The organism is Bordetella petrii (genome assembly GCF_000067205.1).
Lineage (GTDB): Bacteria > Pseudomonadota > Gammaproteobacteria > Burkholderiales > Burkholderiaceae_B > Bordetella_A > Bordetella_A petrii.
The window spans coordinates 809,289-828,076 of the sequence record NC_010170.1 but is presented as its reverse complement, the minus strand read 5'-3'; the positions used below and the strand labels follow the sequence as shown (position 1 = coordinate 828,076).

Annotated in this window: 21 protein-coding genes and 1 tRNA gene; 3 read left to right on the top strand and 19 right to left on the bottom strand. The window is 68.1% G+C overall.

What is annotated here, in order from left to right:
* Nucleotides 1-77: 77 nt before the first annotated feature.
* From BPET_RS03765 to BPET_RS03735, 7 genes are all read right to left on the bottom strand, one after another.
* Nucleotides 78-153, bottom strand: a tRNA-Lys gene (locus BPET_RS03765).
* A 176-nt stretch (nt 154-329) separates the two neighbouring features.
* Nucleotides 330-1,148 (bottom strand): HpcH/HpaI aldolase family protein, encoded by an 819-nt coding sequence (locus BPET_RS03760; protein WP_012247761.1) that lies wholly within the window; start codon nt 1,146-1,148, stop codon nt 330-332.
* A complete protein-coding gene (locus BPET_RS03755; protein ID WP_012247760.1) occupies nt 1,145-1,474 on the bottom strand; it encodes an NIPSNAP family protein in 330 nt (109 codons plus the stop codon). The genes BPET_RS03760 and BPET_RS03755 overlap by 4 nt, the downstream gene beginning before the upstream one ends.
* A 15-nt stretch (nt 1,475-1,489) precedes the next feature.
* Complete coding sequence (locus tag BPET_RS03750) at nt 1,490-2,458, bottom strand: 2-hydroxyacid dehydrogenase (RefSeq protein WP_012247759.1); 969 nt, start codon at nt 2,456-2,458, stop codon at nt 1,490-1,492.
* Nucleotides 2,455-3,402, bottom strand: a complete 948-nt coding sequence (locus tag BPET_RS03745) for a Bug family tripartite tricarboxylate transporter substrate binding protein (RefSeq protein WP_012247758.1) — start codon at nt 3,400-3,402, stop codon at nt 2,455-2,457. The genes BPET_RS03750 and BPET_RS03745 overlap by 4 nt, the downstream gene beginning before the upstream one ends.
* A gap of 18 nt (nt 3,403-3,420) precedes the next feature.
* A complete protein-coding gene (locus BPET_RS03740) occupies nt 3,421-4,305 on the bottom strand; it encodes an SMP-30/gluconolactonase/LRE family protein (protein ID WP_012247757.1) in 885 nt (294 codons plus the stop codon).
* 29 nt (nt 4,306-4,334) lie between these two features.
* Nucleotides 4,335-5,087 (bottom strand): RraA family protein, encoded by a 753-nt coding sequence (locus BPET_RS03735; RefSeq protein WP_012247756.1) that lies wholly within the window; start codon nt 5,085-5,087, stop codon nt 4,335-4,337.
* Nucleotides 5,088-5,273: 186 nt separating this feature from the next.
* Here BPET_RS03735 and BPET_RS03730 point away from each other — a divergent pair, with 186 nt between their 5' ends.
* Nucleotides 5,274-6,065: an IclR family transcriptional regulator gene (locus tag BPET_RS03730; RefSeq protein ID WP_041862682.1), complete on the top strand. Its 792-nt coding sequence runs from the start codon at nt 5,274-5,276 to the stop codon at nt 6,063-6,065.
* A gap of 36 nt (nt 6,066-6,101) precedes the next feature.
* Here BPET_RS03730 and BPET_RS03725 read toward each other — a convergent pair whose 3' ends face one another.
* A complete protein-coding gene (locus tag BPET_RS03725; RefSeq protein ID WP_012247754.1) occupies nt 6,102-6,842 on the bottom strand; it encodes a 3-oxoacyl-ACP reductase family protein in 741 nt (246 codons plus the stop codon).
* Nucleotides 6,843-6,935: 93 nt separating this feature from the next.
* Between BPET_RS03725 and BPET_RS03720 the strand changes: the two genes are divergently transcribed.
* Complete coding sequence (locus tag BPET_RS03720) at nt 6,936-7,544, top strand: TetR/AcrR family transcriptional regulator (RefSeq protein ID WP_012247753.1); 609 nt, start codon at nt 6,936-6,938, stop codon at nt 7,542-7,544.
* A gap of 45 nt (nt 7,545-7,589) precedes the next feature.
* Here the strand turns inward: BPET_RS03720 and BPET_RS03715 are convergent, their stop codons facing one another.
* From BPET_RS03715 to BPET_RS03675, 9 genes are all read right to left on the bottom strand, one after another.
* Nucleotides 7,590-9,704 (bottom strand): AsmA family protein, encoded by a 2,115-nt coding sequence (locus tag BPET_RS03715; protein ID WP_012247752.1) that lies wholly within the window; start codon nt 9,702-9,704, stop codon nt 7,590-7,592.
* Nucleotides 9,705-9,884: 180 nt separating this feature from the next.
* Nucleotides 9,885-10,487, bottom strand: a complete 603-nt coding sequence (locus BPET_RS03710; RefSeq protein ID WP_012247751.1) for a DNA-3-methyladenine glycosylase I — start codon at nt 10,485-10,487, stop codon at nt 9,885-9,887.
* 84 nt (nt 10,488-10,571) lie between these two features.
* On the bottom strand, nt 10,572-11,030 hold the full coding sequence (locus tag BPET_RS03705; RefSeq protein WP_012247750.1) for a YkgJ family cysteine cluster protein: 459 nt from the start codon (nt 11,028-11,030) through the stop codon (nt 10,572-10,574).
* 142 nt (nt 11,031-11,172) lie between these two features.
* Nucleotides 11,173-12,129 carry a Bug family tripartite tricarboxylate transporter substrate binding protein gene (locus tag BPET_RS03700; RefSeq protein WP_012247749.1) on the bottom strand — a complete coding sequence of 319 codons (957 nt, stop codon included), beginning with the start codon at nt 12,127-12,129 and terminating at the stop codon, nt 11,173-11,175.
* A gap of 39 nt (nt 12,130-12,168) precedes the next feature.
* Nucleotides 12,169-13,098: an SMP-30/gluconolactonase/LRE family protein gene (locus BPET_RS03695; RefSeq protein WP_041862681.1), complete on the bottom strand. Its 930-nt coding sequence runs from the start codon at nt 13,096-13,098 to the stop codon at nt 12,169-12,171.
* 7 nt (nt 13,099-13,105) lie between these two features.
* A complete protein-coding gene (locus BPET_RS03690; RefSeq protein ID WP_012247747.1) occupies nt 13,106-13,906 on the bottom strand; it encodes an SDR family NAD(P)-dependent oxidoreductase in 801 nt (266 codons plus the stop codon).
* A gap of 31 nt (nt 13,907-13,937) precedes the next feature.
* Nucleotides 13,938-14,489 carry a carboxymuconolactone decarboxylase family protein gene (locus tag BPET_RS03685; protein WP_012247746.1) on the bottom strand — a complete coding sequence of 184 codons (552 nt, stop codon included), beginning with the start codon at nt 14,487-14,489 and terminating at the stop codon, nt 13,938-13,940.
* A gap of 3 nt (nt 14,490-14,492) precedes the next feature.
* Entirely contained in the window at nt 14,493-15,050 is a 558-nt protein-coding gene (locus tag BPET_RS27145; protein WP_012247745.1) for a DUF4286 family protein, read from the bottom strand.
* Between the two features lie 20 nt (nt 15,051-15,070).
* Nucleotides 15,071-15,952 carry an amidohydrolase family protein gene (locus tag BPET_RS03675; RefSeq protein ID WP_012247744.1) on the bottom strand — a complete coding sequence of 294 codons (882 nt, stop codon included), beginning with the start codon at nt 15,950-15,952 and terminating at the stop codon, nt 15,071-15,073.
* 107 nt (nt 15,953-16,059) lie between these two features.
* On the opposite strand from BPET_RS03675, the gene BPET_RS03670 reads away from it, so the two are divergent.
* Nucleotides 16,060-16,959, top strand: coding sequence for a LysR family transcriptional regulator (locus BPET_RS03670; protein WP_041863478.1), 900 nt, complete (start codon nt 16,060-16,062; stop codon nt 16,957-16,959).
* Between the two features lie 27 nt (nt 16,960-16,986).
* On the opposite strand, the gene modC is transcribed toward BPET_RS03670, so the two are convergent.
* On the bottom strand, nt 16,987-18,105 hold the full coding sequence (modC, locus tag BPET_RS03665) for a molybdenum ABC transporter ATP-binding protein (protein ID WP_231852651.1): 1,119 nt from the start codon (nt 18,103-18,105) through the stop codon (nt 16,987-16,989).
* A 4-nt stretch (nt 18,106-18,109) separates the two neighbouring features.
* Nucleotides 18,110-18,787 (bottom strand): molybdate ABC transporter permease subunit, encoded by a 678-nt coding sequence (gene modB / locus BPET_RS03660; protein WP_012247741.1) that lies wholly within the window; start codon nt 18,785-18,787, stop codon nt 18,110-18,112.
* Between the last annotated feature and the right edge of the window lies 1 nt (nt 18,788).

Below are 18,788 nucleotides of genomic sequence, written 5' to 3'. Positions count from 1 at the left end.
CGTGCGAAGGCGGCTGCGAGCCTGCAAAGACAAAGCCCTTACGGCAGATACCGTAAGGGCTTTGTCTTATTGAATTCTGGTGGGCTGTGAGTGGCTCGAACACTCGACCTACGGATTAAGAGTCCGCTGCTCTACCAACTGAGCTAACAGCCCGCTAGCCGCGAAACGCCCCGTGTAAAAGGCAGCCCCGCCGCGAGAAGAACGAGATTATACATGGTTTTTTCTCGCCCACCATCCACCCTGACCGCCCTCGGCCCAGCCTGGGGACAAGGCTGTGGATAAGCCCGTGCAAACCACGTGTATAACCCGGTGCACAAACCGTGGACAACTTATCGGCCATCGGCTCCGGGCGGGCATCGCGCGCGTATGGCGGCGACCTTGGCCTGCGCGCCCGCCAGCAGGAACCCGGTATCGGTGCCGGCCGACACGTAGCGCACGCCCGCCGCCACGACTTCGGCCAGCAGGTCGAGCTGGCCGGCCAGCCCCCCTGCCCCGGCCGCCTTGCCGTGCCGCTTGCACGCGGCGATGACGGTATCGAACGCGTCGCGCAGCGCCGCCTGGACGGCCGGGCCGGCGGCGCCCAGGTCGGCCGCCAGGTCGCCGGCGCCAACCAGCAGCATGTCGATGCCTTCCACGGCGGCGATCTCGTCGGCATGCCACAGGCCCTGGCGGCTTTCTATCATCGCCACCACCAGCGTCTCGCGATTCAGCAGGCACTGCGACTCGGCCGCCGGCATGGCCTGGTAGGCCAGTTGCGGCAAGGTGGTGGACACCGAGCGCTGCCCTAGCGGCGGATACTTGGCCAGCGCCACGGCGGCGCGGGCCGTGGCCGCGTCTTCGACGTGCGGCACGATCACGCCCATGGCGCCGCCGTCCAGCGCGCGCGACACCCAGGCCGCGCTGGCCTGCGGCACGCGCACCAGGGGCGTGACGCCTGCCGCCTGGCTGGCAATGCAGAGCATGCTGGCGGTATCCAGCGACAGCGGGCTGTGCTCCAGGTCGATGTACAGCGCGTCGAAGCCGCTGCTGCGAGCCACCAGCGCAATCTCGGGGCCACGCGCGCTGCGCACGATCAGCGACATGGCCAGCTCGCCGCGCGCCAGCCTGGCTTTCAGCGCACTGTGCGCGCAGGGCGTGGCGCGGCTCATGCGGACGGCTGCCCGGGACGCGGCGAGAACGGCGCCAGGCGCAGTATTTTCACTTCTTGCGCGATGAACGCGCCGCGATTGCCCTGCTTGAAGGCGATCCAGTCCGGGTCGGCGTCCAGGGTGGCGCGGCGCTGCTCGCGATCGGCCAGGCTGTCGTAGGCCCAGATGTGCAACACCTGGTTCAAAGGGCCGATCTCGCTGACATACACGCCCACCAGGTGGCCGAGATGGTGCCGCAGCACCGGCAGCGCCTGCCGCTCGAAGCGCGCCAGGTAATCGTCCAGCGTGCCGTGCGGCACGGTATAGGTGCGGTGTTCAATGATCATGAGGCAGGCAGGTCGTCAGGCGGGCGGGGTCAGCACTTTGCCGGTGGCGAAGAAGGCGGCCAGGTTGTCGAGCACCAGCTGCTCCATGGCGTGGCGGGTTTCGCGCGTGGATGCCGCCACATGCGGCAAGGTCACCACGCGGTCGGTGCCCAGCAAGCCGGCCGGCACGCGCGGCTCGTCGGCATAGACGTCCAGCCCGGCGCCCGCGATGCGGCCGTCCTGGATGGCCTCGACCAGCGCGTCTTCGTCGACCACGCTGCCGCGCGCGATGTTGATCAGGTAGCCCTCGGGGCCCAGCGCCTGCAGGACGTCGGCCGATACCAGGTGGCGCGTCTGCGGCCCGCCGGGGCAGGCCAACACCAGAAAATCGGCCCAGCGCGCCAGCGCGTGCAGGTCAGGCTCGAACTCGTACGGCACGCCGGCGCGCGCGCTGCGCCCGTGGTAGCGCACCGGCATGTCGAAGCCGCCGGCGCGGCGCGCGATGGCCTGGCCGATGCGGCCCAGGCCGACAATGCCAACCCGCTTGCCGCTGACCCGGGTAGCCAGCGGAAAAGGCCCTTGCAGCCAGGCGCCTTCCTGCACATGCCGATGGGCCGCCACCAGTTGGCGCGCGCAGGCCAACATCAGGCCCAGCGCGGTATCGGCCACGCAATCGGTCAACACGTCGGGCGTGGTGCTGACCTGCACGCCGTGGCGGCGGGCCGCGGCCAGGTCGATGCCGTCATAGCCCACGCCGAAACAGGCCACCACGCCGGGACGCGGCGCGGCGGCCAGGCATTCGATGACGGACGCCGAGCAGCCATGGCGCGACATCATGATGGCCCCGTCGAAGGCGCCCTGCTGCTCGGCCAGGAACCGCGCGGGCTCGGGCTGGGTCCACAGCGGCTCCAGCACATACCGGCTGGCGGCCTCGCGCTGCAGGCCGGGCGGCAGTGGGCCGAGCTGCAGCAAACGATGCACGGGCGTGAAAGCGGCGTCGCTCATTTTTTCGCGCTCAGTCCGACGTCGCGCAGGAACGGCACCCAGCGCTCGAACTCGGCGTCCAGTTTCTTCCGGAAGTCGGCCGTGCCCATGGGGCCGCGCAGGCCGGCTTCGGACAGACGCTGCGCGATGTCGGGCCGGCGGATCGCGGCGAGAAACGCCTGCTCTAGCTTCTGCTTCGCTGCCTGCGGCGTGCCGGCGGGCACCATGGCGCTGTACCAGTTGCTCATGAGCAGTTGCGGGTACCCGGCTTCGACGGCGTCGGGCACGTCGGGCAGTTCGACGGAATGCTTGGTGTCGTAGATCACCAGCGCCTTGACCCGGCCGCTTTTCACATAGGGCTGCAGCACGGGCACGTCGGCGTTCACCATATCGACTTCGCCGGCCATCAGCGCGGTAATGGCTGGCGCCGCGCCGCGATACGGCACATGCAGCGCCTGGATGCCGGCGGCGTGGTTCAGCAGTTCGCCGCCCACGTGCATGGTGCCGCCCACGCCGGTAGAACCGAACGACAGAGGCTTGCCGGACTTGGCCAGTTTCACCAGTTCGGCCAGGGTATTCACGCCCAGCGAGGGCCGCACCACCAGCAATGTCTGCACTTGGCCCACCAGCGCCAGGGGTTCCAGGTCTTTATGCGGGTCGTACGGCAGGTTGGCGGTGGTCTGCGACGAGATCACGAAGCCTGAAGTCGCCATCAGTACGGTACGGCCGTCGGGCGGGGACTTGGCCACGTAGTTGGTGCCAACCGTGCCGCCCGCGCCGCCGCGGTTCTCGACCACCACGGTAGCGCCCAGCGCGTCTTCCAGGCCCGGCGCCAGGATGCGCGCCACCTGGTCCACCGGCCCGCCCGCCGAAAACGGCACCACCAGCCGCACCACATCGTTCGCCGCGCCCGGCGCGGCCACCAGCATGCTGGTCAGTGCCAGCATCAAAGTCAGGATACGCATGAGATCTCCTCTGTGCGTTCAGCCGGCAAAGCGCGGCTCGGGCAGGCCTTTCACGCCAACATCCAGAGCCAGCAGCGCGCCGGCCCAGGGCTCGGCCGCCAGGCGCTCGGGCGGAATGCGCTGCGAATGGCTGGTAACGTACAGCGTGGCCAGGTCCGGCCCGCCGAACGCCGGGCAGGTGGGGTTGGTGACCGGCAGCGCGATGACGCGGTCGACGCTGCCGTCGGGCGCCAGGCGCACCAGCTCGCCGCTGGCGACCATGCAGTTCCACAGGTAGCCTTCGCTGTCCACCGTCGAGCCGTCGGGGCGGCCGTGATGGTGGGTCCAGTCCTTGAAGACGCGGCGGTTCGAGATCACGCCGTCATCCACGTCGAAGTCGAACGCCCAGATCAGTTGCCGATGCGTGTCGGCAAAGTACATGGTGCGGTCGTCGGGGCTCCAGGCGATCGAGTTCGGCACCACGATCTCGTTGAATTGCGCATGGCAGGCATAGTCGGGGTCGAACCGGTACAGGGTGCCTTCGGGCAGGCGCTGGGCATCGCGCATGCTGCCCACCCAGAAACGCCCGCGCCGGTCGCACTTGCCGTCGTTCAGGCGATTGGCCGGCTTGTCGGCCTCGGGGTTGGCCAGGAACGTCGGGGGCTGCGGCACGTCGGGATCGTAGCGGTACAGGCCGGTGTTGGTGGCCAGCAGAAAGCCGCCCGCCTCGCGCAGCGCGATCGACCCCACCAGCATGCCTTCAGGCAGGCGGCGCGCCTGGTGCCGGCCCGTGGCGGGGTCGTACGACTGCAGCGCGCTGCGCCGCACGTCCACCCACCACAACCGCAGCGTGCGGTCGCACCATAGCGGCACTTCGCCCAGGATGTCGGCTGCGCCGACCACGCATTCAATACTTGTCTCCATGGCTCCCTCTTTGAGGAACGTTTATCGGACTACTTGTATTTGGTGCTTGCCAGCGTCTGCAGGTCGACGCCGGCGGCGATATCGCGTTGCTGCCGGTGATCACCGGCCTGGATGTGTTCCATTTCCTGCAGCACGGCCTGCGCCTGCGCATACGGGACGAAGGCCACGCCGGATTCATCGGCCAGCACCAGGTCGCCGGCCTCGACCGCCACGCCACCGATGCGCACGCGCCCGTTGATCTCGGCCGTTTGCAGGCGCCACTTACCAGTAATGGGCGTAACGCCGCGCGCCCAGATGGGAAAGCCGAGCGCGCGCGCCATGCGCGGATCGCGGAACCCGCCATCGACGATGGCGCCCGCGCAACCCGCGCGATGGGCCACGCTAGCCGACTGGCCGCCCAGGTTGGACACGCCGGGCAGGCCTTCGATGACCACCACGTTGCCGGGCTCGGCCAGGTTGTAAGCCTCGTGCTCGCCCATGCGGCTCTGGCCTGCCTGCGCGGCGGCGCCCACGGCTTCCGGCCGTTCGGTATTGCGCACGGTGACGGCCTGCCCCACCAGGCGCGCCGCCGGTAACTGCGGCGCCAGCACCGAGGCCGGCACCACGCCGGCCAGGCCCAGCTTGTCCATGGCGTCGGACGCGGTGGCGGTCAGGTCTTCAATGCGGGCGTAGCGCTGCAGTATTTCGGCCGGCAGAGCCGGAAACTCGCGGCGCCGCACCGCTTGCGGCGGCACGCGGCCGGTAAGGGGTTTCTGCGGGCGCGTCGTAGCGGGATCGGCCATGGCGGTGGAGGGCTTGCGGCGGAATGGGCCGCGTTGTCATGAACAATATCCCGCTATTTTGATAAAGTCAATATTCCCGTATTTTGGGATTTTTTAATATTCTCGAATAGACAGACGCGTTACGGCGCTTATCATGTGGGGCGTCGCCTGTTCGCTTTATCGATTCACCCTGTTCGGACTGCCTCCGTGACCGCCAAGGAAAATGCTTCCACCAGCCTGGACAAGGCTTTCGAGATACTCGACCTGTTCTCGCTCGCCCGGCCTATCCTGCGCATCGAAGAGATCTCGGCGCTGCTGGGCTATACCCGCTCGACGGCGTACCGGTACCTGAAGGCCCTGTGCGATGCGGGCCTGCTGGCGCCCTCGTCGGGCGGCACCTATGCGCTGGGGCCGCGCATCATCGAACTCGAACACCTGCTGCAATTGACCGACCCGCTTTACCTGGCGGGCCGCAAGGTGCTGCGCACGCTACACGCCGAGAACCGCGTGCTGCTGTTGCACAACCTGTACCGCGACCAGGTGCTGTGCATCTACAAAGAAGGCCCGGACATGCTTACCCACAAGGGCCGCCGCATCATGGTGCGGCGCGCGCGCGGCGTGCCGTTTCCGCTGTTCCAGGGCGCGGCGTCGCTGGCCCTGCTGGCCTATCTGGCGCCGCACCGCGTGCGGCAGACCTACCTGCGCAACGGCGCCGCCATCGCCGCGGCCGAGCTGGGCGATTCGTGGGATGCGTTCCGCAAGAACCTGGCGGCGATCCGGCGGCGCGGCTATGCCCTGAGTCGCGAACGCATCACGCCCAGCCTGGGCGGCGTGGCCGTGCCCATCTTGCTGCCCGGCGACAAGCGTGTCGTGGGCAGCCTGGCGCAAACCCTGCCGTCGGAGTCGATGACCGATGAAGTCATCGACGAAAGCGCGCGCCGCCTATGGACAGCCAGCGAACAGATCGCCACGGAATACGCGCGCGCCAGCGAGGGCTAAGCCCGGTCTGTTCGCCAGGCCCGACGGCCTGTTCGTTTAAGCAGCGAACCCGCCATCTACCGAGATTTCCGCGCCCGTGACGTAGCCCGCGGCCGGACTGGCCAGGTAGCCCACCATGCCGGCGATGTCGTCGACGTGGCCATAGCGCTGCAGCGCCAGGCGCGCGGCGCTTTCGGCGGCGCCTTCGCGCTGGGCCGGATTCATGTCGGTATCGATGGGGCCCGGATGCACCACGTTGACGGTAATGCCGCGCGGCCCAAGGTCGCGCGCCGCGCCCTTGGTCAAGCCCGCCACCGCCGCCTTGCTGGCCGAATACGCAGCCAGGCCGGCGTCGCCGGCTCGGCCGGCCAGGCAGCTGCCGATGTTGATGATGCGCCCGCCGCGCGGCAGGTGCGGCAGCGCGGCCTGGGTAGCGGCGAATACGGCGCTTACGTTGACATCGAGCGTGCGCTGGAAATCGGCGTGCGACAGGGTGTCCAGCCCGCCCGCGATGAAGATGCCGGCGTTGTTGACCAGGATGTCCAGGCCGCCCAGGTCGCGCACGGCCTGTTCGACAGCGGCGCGCACCTGCTGGTGGTCGGCGGCGTCGGCCGCGTAGGCGTGGGCGCGCCGGCCCGCGCCACGCAGTTCCGCCACCAGCTCCTGGGCGCGCTCGGGCGTGCTGACGTAGGTAATGGCGACATCAGCGCCGCGCGCGGCCAGGTGGCGCGCGATGGCCGCGCCAATACCCCGGCTGCCGCCGGTAACAAAAGCGATCTTGCCTTGCAGGTCTGACATGGTGAGTCCATATTTGTAGTAATCAATACAAATATCATCGCTCCAATCCCATGCGGCCGTCAAGCCCGGCGTGCGACGAGTAGAATCGCGCTTATGGCAGACCGAGGACGCCCCCGCTCTTTCGATCGCGACACGGCCTTGCAGAAGGCCATGGATCTGTTCTGGGAAAAGGGCTACGCAAGCACGTCGCTGGCCGACCTGACGGCCGCGATGGGCATCAACGCGCCCAGCCTGTACAGCGCGTTCGGCTCAAAAGAGCAGTTGTTCCGCGACGCCGTGGCGCTGTACGGCAGCCGCGAGGGTGGCTGCACGCAAGCCGAGCTACTCAGCGCACCCACGGTCCGGGCCGGCATCGAGAACATGTTGCTGGCCGCGGTCCGCGCCGGCACTCAGCCGGGCCGGCCCAAGGGCTGCCTGATCGTGCTGGGCGCGCCCACGGGCACCGACGAACATGCCCCCGTCCAGAAAATGCTGTGCGACAGCCGGCGCCACACCCAGGCGCTGATTCTGCAGCGGTTGCGCGAGGCCGTGCGGCACGGCGAACTGCCCGCGCACACAGACCTTCCCGCCCTGGCCTCCTACTACGCCACCGTGCTGCACGGCATGGCGATCCAGGCTCGCGACGGCGCGTCGCGCAAAATGTTGCAGCAGTCGGTGCGCCTTGCCATGCTGACCTGGGACGCGCTGGCCGGCACGGCCTGAACCGCTTCCGGCGCGCGCCCTACCTGCCGCCCCTACCGGCCGCCCCTATTTGCCCGCCCCCTGCCCGTTCGCGCGGCCCTGGGCCGGCGGCGCCTTGGGCGGTTTTTGCATCTGCTGCAGCAGCGTGGCGCACTGGTTGTCGTCTTCGCCGGCGCTGGGCGCCACCAGGGCCAGCAGGCCGGCCACCGGGGTCAGCAACACGCCCAGCGCTACCGCCCCGGCGCCGCGCGCGGCCAACGGCAGCACGTGCACGCCAGCCTGCGGGTCGCCGAACGTGCCTCGCACATACAGCGGTGAACGCAGCGAAAAAACCCGCACGCCCTTGCTGCGGGGCTTGATGTCCAGGTCCAGGGTCTCGTCCTTGAAGTTGACGGTGCCGTCCACCTGCACCAGCGCGTTCTCGGTATCGAACACAAACACCCGCGGCGTCATCACGCCGCGCTGCATATGCAGGTCGGCCGCGCCGCAGTTGATCTTGACCTCTTCATCGCCGAACAGCTTGCTGACCACGTAGTTGCCCACGTTCAGGCCCGCGATTTCCATCAAGGCGCGGCTGATCACGCCATCATTGACCAGCAGCCGGGTATCGCCGCTGGCGCTGCCCAGCAGCGCCGCCACGGAATTGCCGGTACCGCTGAGCGCCGCGTCGCCGTTGAGCTGACCCAGGGCGCGCTGCATCGATTCCACTTTCGGAAACAGCCGCTTCAGGCGCAGGCCGCGCGCCGCGATCCGCGCCTTGCCGGCCATGGGCGTGCGGCTGCCGTCCAGCCGCAATGTCGTGTCGATGGTGCCGCCGGCCATGCCGAAACGCAGCGGGTCCAGCGTGAGCAGGCCGTTGTCCATGACCAGGTGCACGCTCAGCTTGGTAATGGGCAGGTCTTCGTCGTAGACGATGCGTTCGGCGGCCAGCGTGACGTCGGCGTCCATTACGCGCCAGCGCTCGGTGCGGAACTCCTGCGTGGGCAGCACCTTGCCGCCGGGCGGGCGCTTCGGGCTGTCCTTTGAAGCGCTCTTGGCCTGGCCCGCGGGCGGCACGCCCACCAGCGGCCCGAGGTCCCGCATGCGGAGCAGGCGCGAATTCAGGTTGCCCGCCAGTTTGGGCCGTGGTTCGCCAGCCGTGAACGTCAGGTCGCCATGCAGATCGCTGGCGCCCACTTTGCCGTTGAAATCGCGGTAATGAAACACCGCGCCGCCCGGCTCGCGCAGGCGCGCGCTCAGCCGGCCGTCGGTGGAATAGCGCGGCGTGTCGGGCAAAGTGACTCCGATCAGCGGATACAGGTCGGACATGGTGGCGCCGGACAGTTCCAGCCGCAGGTCGAGCGCGCCCAGGTTGGCCGGGTCGGTCAGCGTGCCCGCCAGCGCGATGCGCGTGTCGCCCACCGACACATCGGCCTGCAGCGGAAACGGACGGCTGGCGTCGCGCACGGCCAGCATGCCACCGATCTTGCCGTCGCCGCGCAGCGGCAGGCCCTTGTAGCGCCCTTTTACCTTCCAGCCGAACACGTACTCGGGCGCAGCCGCCGCCTGGGCCTGCTGCGGCGGCGCTTCATCCGCCTGGCTTGCCGGCGCCTGGCCGGCGATGGCGGCAAACGGCACCGGCTTGCCCAGCGGGTCGATCTGCGCCTCGATGTCGGCGCGCAGGGTTTCGTCGCGAAACTGCACCTGCCCCTGGTCGAAGCCGATTTCGTCGATGTCCATCACCCAGGGCGACGGTTCGCCGGTGTCCGGCAGGGTGAACACCCAATTGGCGCGACCGTCTTTCAGGCGCAGCAGACTCGCGGCCGGCCGGGTCAGCTGGATCTGGCGGATGACCACATGGTGGCTCAGCAGCGGCAACGGCGACAGGCTGAACTCGGCCCGCTGCAGCGTGGCCATGGCCGGCTCCTCGGCCCAGTCGGGATTGCCGATCGATACATCGTCCATGCTGATGTGCGGCCAGGGTACCCACCCGCGCCAGCCCGGCTCGTCTACGGGCCGCCGCCACTGCACGGTCAGGTCGCCATTGACGGCGAACGGCCGGCCCAGGGCGGCGGAAACGCGCTCATTGATGGTGGGCTTGAGCTGGTTCCAGTCGAACAGGGCGATCACCAGCACCAGGGCCGCCAGCAGCAAGACAATGGCTCCGCCCAGCCCGATCAGTACTTTTTTTGTGCGCGTCATGGCCACGGTTCCTTTGCCGGGCCGTCCCGATGCCGCCCGGCCTGGCTATCAGGGTATAGGCGGAAGCGGAAATCTGTGACAAGGAATGTGTACGGATTTTTCCAAATCTGCCCGACCAACGATGGTGTCGAAGCCCCGCCGCGTTGCGCCAAGCAGGTGCGACACTACCGAAGGCAAGCCTTAAGGACGCACGAAGCGTGCCCGGGCCTGTTCGCATTCGGCATGATGATGGCAATGCGGGCTGTGGTCGTTGACCATGCCGACCGACTGCATGAAGGCGTACACGGTGGTGGGGCCGACGAACTTCCAGCCCAGCTTCTTCAGGTCTTTGGACAAGGCCAGCGACTGCGCCGACTGCGACACGGGTCCGGCCGCGCCCGTGGCGGGCGGCGCTTCGTAGCGCCAGAAATAGGCGGCCAGCGAGCCGTGCCGCTCGCGCATTTCGCGGGCGCGCCGCGCGTTGTTGATGACCGCCTCGATCTTGCCGCGATGGCGCACGATCGCCGCGTCGGCCACCAGTTTTTCGACGCGCGCCGCGGTATAGCGGGCCACGGTATCGATGTCGAAATTGGCGAAGGCGCGGCGAAAGCCTTCCCGTTTGTCGAGAATGGTGCGCCAGCTCAGGCCCGACTGAAAGCCCTCCAGGCTCAACTGCTCGAACAGGGCGCGGTCGTCGTCCACCGGTCGGCCCCATTCTTCGTCGTGATAGCGTCGGTAATCAACCGACCCGTCCACCCAGGCGCACCGCGCCAGGCCATCCGGGAAATCTGTGCGCACCGCCATGCCTGTGTCTCCTGAGCTGCCGTAGCGCCGATGCTACTACGGCCCCCCGCCAGCGTCAGCCACGGCTGTGCCTTGCGGCTTGCTTCAGGCAGCCGCTGGCTGGTGGGGGTGCACCGGCCCCTGGGGATCGTTCTCGGCGTCGGGGCGCGGCGCCAACGGCGGCAGGCCCAGCGCGGCCCGCAACCGCTGGCAGTCGGGGTTGACCGAGCCATCGGGCTGCCACACTTCGAATTCGCGGCAAGGGGTGGGCCGCTGCAGGTAGATGGCACAGTGGATGCCGGGCTGCCCCAGTTCGCCGCGCAGGGCCACGCAGCGTCCCCCGCCCTGTTCGGTGCCGGCCATGCAGACGCGCAGCGGGCTGATGGGGCGCACCAGATCCACGGGCACCGTGCCGCCGTTCTCGCCCGCGACTTCGCCACAGTAGAACGAGACGCGAAAATGGGCGCAGCAAGCGCCGCAGCTCAGACAAGGGTTGGCGGCGTCGTGTCCGCCCAGCGTGGCGGGCGAGACCAGGTCGACGGAATACGATGGCAGGCGCGGCATGGAGACGCCAAAGGAAAGTTGTGGGCCAAAAAGCCGCGCAAGTTTAGCCAAGTTTGGCCGCCCGCGGAACAGGCCCGGCGGCCATTGCGCCGGGCGTCTGGCCAGGCGTCAACCTGGCACCCCAGGCCGCCCGCCGTCCCGCTCAGTTATTTACCGTGATGCCTTCCGCGCGGATCAGGTCGCCCCATTTTTTCGTGTCATCGCGCACGATGTCGGCGAACTGCTGCGGCGTGGTGGGCGAAAGCTCGACGCCGGTCGATTGCTCGTAGGCCTTCAGTTCAGGCGAGGCCAGCACCTTGCCGATAACTTTGTTCAGCGCAGCCACGGTATCGGCCGGGGTGTCCTTGGGCGCGAATACGCCGTACCAGTTGTTGGCGTAGACATTCGGCACGCCCAGCTCGTCGAAGGTCGGCACATCGGGCAGCACGGGCGAGCGCTTGGGCGCGGCAATGGCCAGCGCGCGCGCCTTGCCCGACTTAATGTGCGGCATCAGGCCCGAGACGTCGCCGATGAACCCGCCCACCTGCCCGCCGATGGTGTCGGTAATGGCCGGCGCGGCGCCCTTGTACGGCACGTGCAGGATCTTCGCGCCGATGGACTTTTCCAGCTGCACGATCGCCATGTGCGGCATGCTGCCCACGCCCGACGAGGCCATCGACACGTCGCCGCTCTTGGCCTGCGCCACGAAGGCCTTAGCGTCCTTGGCGGCGCTGCCGGGGCCCACGATCAGCACTTCGGGCACCGATACCAGCAGCGACACCGGCACGAAATCATTGGCGGGATCGTAGATCAGCTTGGGGTACAGCGACGGGTTGATCGAGATGGCGCCGACCGAGCTCAGGAACAGCGTCTGGCCGTCGGGGCGCGCGCGGCCCACGAAGGTGGCGGCGATGGCGCCGTTGCCGCCGGGCTTGTTCTCGACTACCACCGGGTGCTTCAGTTCTTTTTCCAGCTCCGCGGCCACGACGCGGGCCAGCGAATCGGCGGGGCCGCCCGCCGGGAACGCCACCACCAAACTGGTGCTGGTTTGCGCGTGCGCGCCGGCCGCGGCCAGCCCGAGCAGGCCGATGGCCAGACCCTTGATTATCCGGGTATACATGCTTTTCTCCTCAGTGTGCTTATAGGAAGGAATAGTCGCTCAGGGGGCTGCCGCCCCTTGCGTGTTGACGAACAGGGAATAAATCGACGTGCAGGACGCCATGAACAAACGGTTGCGGTGCTTGCCGCCGAAACACAGATTGGCGCAGCGCTCAGGCAGCGCGATGCGACCCAGCAGCTCGCCCTGCTGCGAATAGACCCGCACGCCATCCAGCTCGGGCGTGCCCATGCCCCAGCCGCACCACAGGTTGCCGTCGACGTCCACGCGAAAACCGTCGGGTGTGCCGTCGGCCGCGTCGAACAGCACGCGCGACGGGCCCAGCGCGCGCCCGTCGTTCGACACGTCGAACACCAGCACGTTGCGCGGACGCGAGCGCGACTCGATGACATACAAGCGCTTTTCGTCGGGCGAGAACGCCAGGCCATTGGGGCCGTTGACCGTATCGCATACCCGTTCGACCGCGCCGCTGTCGGGACAGACGCGGTAAATGGCCGCCGGCAGTTCCTGCTCGGCCTTCTCGCCCTGGTAATAGCCGATGATGCCGAACGGCGGATCGGTGAACCAGATCGAGCCGTCCGACTTCACCACGACATCATTGGGCGAGTTCAGGCGCTTGCCCTGGTACCGGTCGGCCAGCACGGTAATGCGGCCATCGTGCTCGGTGCGGGTCACGCGGCGCCCCAGGTGCTCGCAGGTAATCAGCCGCCCCTGGCGATCGCGCGTATTGCCGTTGGCGTGGTTGGACGCATGACGCCATACGTGGGTCTGCCCGGAGACCTCGTCCCAGCGCATGATGCGGTCGTTGGGCACATCGCTCCACAGCAGGTAGCGGCCGTCGCCGAACCATACCGGCCCTTCGGCCCAGCGGCTGCCGGTGGCCAGCCGCTCGATGGCGGCAAGCGGCAGCACCAGTTCCTTGAAGCGCGGGTCCAGCGCGATCACCGCCGGGTCGGGATAGCGGGTGGGCATGGAGCCTTCAGTCGCAGCGTGCACTCATGCCTCCGTCGACGACGATTTCCGTGGCCGTAATGAAACGGGCCTCGTCCGAAGCCAGGAACAGCGCCGCATTGGCGGTGTCCAGGCCGTCGCCCATGAAGGGCAGCGGAATGCGGGCCTGGCGCTGGGCCAGCAACTGGCTCACGTCGCCGCCGGTGCGCTGGCCGGCCAGCCGCACTTCGACCATGGGGGTGTGCATCTGGCCGGGAATCACGCTATTGCAGCGGATGTTCTTCTTCGCATATTCCAGCGCCACCACGCGCGACAGCTGGATGACGCCGGCCTTGGCGCTGGCATAGCCCACCTGGGCCGAGCCGGTCCAGCGTATGCCCGAGGTCGACGCAATGTTGACGATGGCGCCGCCGCCCTGCTGCTCCATCAGCGGCAGCACGTGGCGGCAGCCCAGGTAGACGCTCTTCAGGTTGAAATCGATCTGCTTGTCCCAGGCGTCTTCGTCCAGGGTCACCGGACCGCCCTTGCGCGAGCCGCCCACGTTATTGACCAGGATATCGATGCGCCCCCAGGCATCGACGCACGCCTGCACCATGTCGCGCACGGCGTCCGACGACGTCACGTCGGCCTGCCAGGTGGCGATCTGGCCGCCGGCCTCGCGCACGCGGGCCACGGTTTCTTCCATGGCGTCGGCGTTCATGTCTACCGCGAACACGCGCGCGCCTTCCTGCGCGAAACGATAGGCGATGGCGCGGCCATTGCCCCAGCCCGGGCCGACGCTGCCCGCGCCCGTCACGATCGCCACTTTGCCCTGCAATCGACCTGTCATGATTGTTCCTTCTGCATAAGGTTGCGGCGGCTCAGCGCCCGAACTGCACCGTGCTGCCATCGCCTGGCGGAATATCGAAGACGTTGATGGTCATCGATATCAACGTGTAGTAGCCCGCGATGCCGACCAGGTCGACCACGCTCTCGGCGCCCAGCACCCGCACCGCCTCTTGGTACAGCTCGTCGGGCACCTGGCGGGTTTCCAGCAGCGCGCGCACGAAGCGGTACACGACCGATTCATCGTCCTGCTGGAAAGACGGCGTGTCGCCCAGGCGGATCTGTTCGGTAATGGCGGCATCCAGCCCCGCTTTGACGGCAATGGGCTGATGGGCCCACCACTCGAACGACGACCGCCACCAGGCCGCCATGGTCAGGATGGCCAGCTCGGACAGCCGCGGACTCAGGCTCGAGTCGTAGCGGCAATACTGGCCCAGCGCCTGCGCGTGCTCGGCCAGGCCCGGGCGGTGCAGCCACACCGCCAGCGGCCCGCGCACGCGGCCGCGCGGGCCGCTGGCGATGGCGTCGTAAATGCGGCGCTGGTGCGCCGACATGCCCTCGACGTCCGGGGGATTCAGGCGAGGCATGCTTCAGGTCTCCTGGTTGACGGGCGCCCGGCGGAACATGGTGCGCTTCGTATTGATGAAATTGGGCCGCACGCGGCTGCTCCAGTCAGTGGCTCGCACCGCCAGCCAGGGCGGCGAACCGAAGGTTTCCCGGCTGGCCAGGTCATAGCAGGCGTAATAGCGCGGCGATCCCTCGCGGGCCAGGTAGCGGCGCGCGCGCACCGTGCCCGGCACCGCCGCCAGGCCGGGCAGGTGTTCTTCTTCGTACCAGCGGTCGAAATCAATTTCCGCGCCCGCCTTGATATCGGTTTCCACCACATAGAACCACGGCGCCGGCTGGCCCGCGGCCTGCCCCGCGACATCGGTGGTCAGCGCCAGCGCCACTGCCTGCGCGCGCGGATGCCTGGCACGCAGCGCGTCGCGCAAGGCCTGCGGATCGGCCGGGGTGTCCAGCAACGCATAGGTTTCGGTGTGGTCGGCCGCGTGGTAAAGCCACGCACTGCCCTGGCCGGCGCCCGGCAAGGCGCGCAGGGTGGCGGCATCGATCGTCTCTTCCGGAAATTTGATCAGCATTTGTTCCATGCTTGTGCTCGTCAGGGAAATCAGGGGGAATCGACGGACTCGAAGCGATAGAGCCGGTCGGGGTTGTCCACCAGAATCTGGCGCCGCAGGTCCGCATCGGGACACAGGCGCAGAAAGGTGTTGAGCAGTTCGCCATCGTCGGGCATGGCGCCGGCCACATTGGGATGCGGCCAGTCGGTGCCCCACAGCAGGCGCTCGGGCATGGCGTCCAGCAAGGCGGACACCAGCGGCTCGCCATCTTGGAAGGGGCGCACGCCACTGCTGGACACCCGGTCCAGCCCCGAGATCTTGACCCACGCGCCCGGGTGCCCGCGCAGCGCGAGCAAGGCCCGGAAGGCCTCGCTGGTGGTGCCCTGTGCGGCCGCCGCCCGCCCCATGTGATCGATCACGAACGGCACGGGCAGGGTTTTCAGGCGCGTCAGCAGTCCGGGCAGTGAAGCCTGGTCGGAATGGATGCACACATGCCAGCCGAACGGCGCAATGCGCGGCGCCATCGCGGCCAGTTCGTCCCAACCCGCGTTGGCCAGATGCGCCACGAAGTTGTAGCGCACCCCTCGCACGCCACGGCGGTCCAGCTCGGCGATGCGGCGTTCGTCGGCATCGGGCGCCAGCAGCGCCACGGCACGGTATTGGCCGGCGCCCCGGTCCAGCGCATCCAGCGTGGCCGCCATGTCGTAGCCATGGCACCCCGGCTGCACGATGACGCCGCGGCTGATGCCCAGCTGCCGATGCAGGCGGCGCAATTGCTCGAACGGCGCGTCTGGCGGCGTATAGGGACGCTGCTCGGCATATGGAAAGACGTCTGCCGGGCCAAAAATGTGGAAATGGCTGTCACAGGCATGCGCCGGCAGCGTTTGGCCGACGGGCGTGATCTGGGCTAGCGGAGGTGCGCAATCAGGCATGGAAGCAACTGAATAACCGTGAATCCCGCATGATGCGCAGCCCGCCCGCGCTCGGCAATGGCGGGAAGCTGACTTCTGATATAGAAAAAACGTATACCATTGCCGCTATGGATCTGAAACAAATCCGCTACTTCATCATGGCCTGCGAGATGCGCAGCCTGTCCCGCGCCGCCGAGGTGCTGGGCCTGTCGCAGCCATCGCTCAGCCGGCAGATCCAGCTGCTCGAGGCCGAACTGCGCCACCATCTGCTGGCGCGCACCGGGCGCGGCGTCGAACCCACGCCGGCGGGCCTGCGCTTCCTGGCGCACGCCAAGGCGCTGGATGCCCTGGCCCAGCACGCCCGGCAGGACATGCGGGCCTACGCGTCTACAGAGCAGGACAAGGTGCGGCTGGGCATGCCGCACCGCGTGGCGCGCCGGCTGGCGCCGCAAATCGTGCAGGCCTTCCGGCGCCAGCATCCCGAGGCGGCGCTGACGCTGGCCGAAGGCCTGAGTTCTGAAATGAACGAATGGCTGGCGAAAGACCGCGTCGACCTGGCGCTGCTGTACGATCCGCCGCCTTCCACGCTGGTGCGGTTCGAGTCGGTATACCGCGAAGACCTGGTGCTGGCGTACGCCAGGTCATCCCGCCCCCTGCCGCCTGCGCGCGTGCGCGCGCGCGACTTGGGCCGCTATCCGCTGGTGCTGCCCAGCGTGCCCAACACCATACGCGCGCTGGTCGACAAAACCTGCCGTGACCTGGACGTAGTGCTGGACATCGTCGCCGAGGTCGACGTGGTGCACACCATTCTGGAAACCATGACGCAGGACACGCTCTACACTATTCTGCCGCGCTCGGCCCTGCACGATATGCCGGGGCGCAATTACCTGGTGTGCTCGGAAATCGTCGACCCCACCATCATGAACAACCTGACGCTCGCCACACCGTTGCGGCATCCGCTGCCGGCGCTGGTCGAAGCCACGGCGGCCATCATCCGCGGGCTGGACATGCGGCAGCTGTTTGCCTGAACCGCCCGCCGCCGCGGCGCGCGCCGCTCAACCCAGTACCGACACGGCCTTAATCTGCGCCCACGCCGGCATGCCCGGCGCCAGCTTCAGCTGGTCGCGCGAATAGCGCGTGATGCGGGCCAGCAGCGCCGTGCCGTCGGCGTCCAGGCGCACCAGGATGTGGTCGGGGTTGTCCGCCGGCGCCATGTCCAGCACGCGCACGGGAATCACATTCACGATGCTGCTGCCCTGCGGGCGCTCCAGCGCCACGCTGACATCGCGCGCCTTGATGGCCAGCCGCGCCGCATGGCCGGCCGGCAGCCCGTCGTGCACTGTGCGCAGGCAGGACGCGCTGCCGGGCAAGCGCACCGACATCAGCCGGTAGGCCGGATCGAAGTCCGCCACGTGCCCCGCCACCATCACCGATGCGTCGTCGCCCATCGCCAGCGGCAGGTCCAGGCGCGACAGTATCTGCCCGATAGGGCCGCTGGCGGTGGCGCGGCCGTTTTCCAGCAGCACCAGATGGTCGGCCAGCCGCGCGACTTCCTGCGGCGCATGGCTGACGTACAGCACGGGAATATCCAGCTCGCCGTGCAGGCGTTCCAGGTACGGCAGAATCTCTTGCTTGCGAGCGACGTCCAGCGACGCCAGCGGCTCATCCATCAGCAACAGGCGCGGGCTGGTAAGCAGCGCGCGCGCCATGCCCACCCGCTGGCGCTCGCCGCCCGACAACCCGGCCGGCATGCGCCGCAGCAAGTGCGCGATGCCCAGCAGTTCAACCGCCTGGTCCAGGTCGACGCAGCGCTGCCCGGCCGGCACCCGCGTCAGGCCGAACTGCAAGTTGCGCAACACGGTCAGGTGCGGGAACAGGCTGGCCTCTTGAAATACATAACCCAGGGCCCGCCGGTGCGTGGGCACGTTGATGCCGGCCTGGGTGTCGAGCCAGACCTCGCCGTTGACCCGCAGATAACCTTGCGCCACCGGCGTCAGGCCGGCCACGCCGCGCAGGCAGGTGGTCTTGCCCGACCCCGAATGCCCGTACAGCGCCGTCACGCCGCGGCCCGGCAGGCGCAGGTCCAGTTCCAGCGAGAATTCGGCGTAGTTCACGCGCAAGCGCGCTTCGATGCCCGTTGTATCGTTTGCTACGCGCTGCGTCACGGCCATCATCGGGCTACCACACCGTGGCGGCGCGCCGCCGCGTATAAAGCAGCAACAGCACCACGAACGAGAACGCAACCATGCCGCCAGCCAGCCAGTGCGCCTGCGCATATTCCAGCGCCTCGACGTGGTCGTAGATCTGCACCGACACCACGCGCGTGCGGCCCTCGATGTTGCCACCTATCATCAGCACCACCCCGAACTCGCCCACCGTATGCGCGAACCCCAGGATGCCCGCGGTAATGAACCCGGGCCGCGCCAGCGGCAGCACCACCGAGAAAAAGCAGTCGCGTGGGCTGGCGCGCAAGGTGGCGGCCGCTTCGAGCGGGCGCGCGCCAATGGCTTCGAAGGCATTCTGCAAAGGCTGCACCACAAAAGGCAGCGAATACACCACCGAGCCCACCACCAGGCCCGCAAAGGTAAATGGCAATACGCCCAGCCCGAGCGCCTGGGTGGCCTGCCCTACCGGCCCCTGTGGCCCCATGACCACCAGCAGGTAAAAGCCCAGCACCGTGGGCGGCAATACCAATGGCAGGGCCACCACCGCCCCAACAGGGCCTTTCAGGGGCGAACGCGTGCGCGCCAGCCACCAGGCGATGGGTGTGCCTATCAGCAGCAACAGCAGGGTCGTCAGCGACGCCAGCTGGATGGTCAGCCAGATGGCGGCCAGGTCCGATGAGTCCAGGGGCATG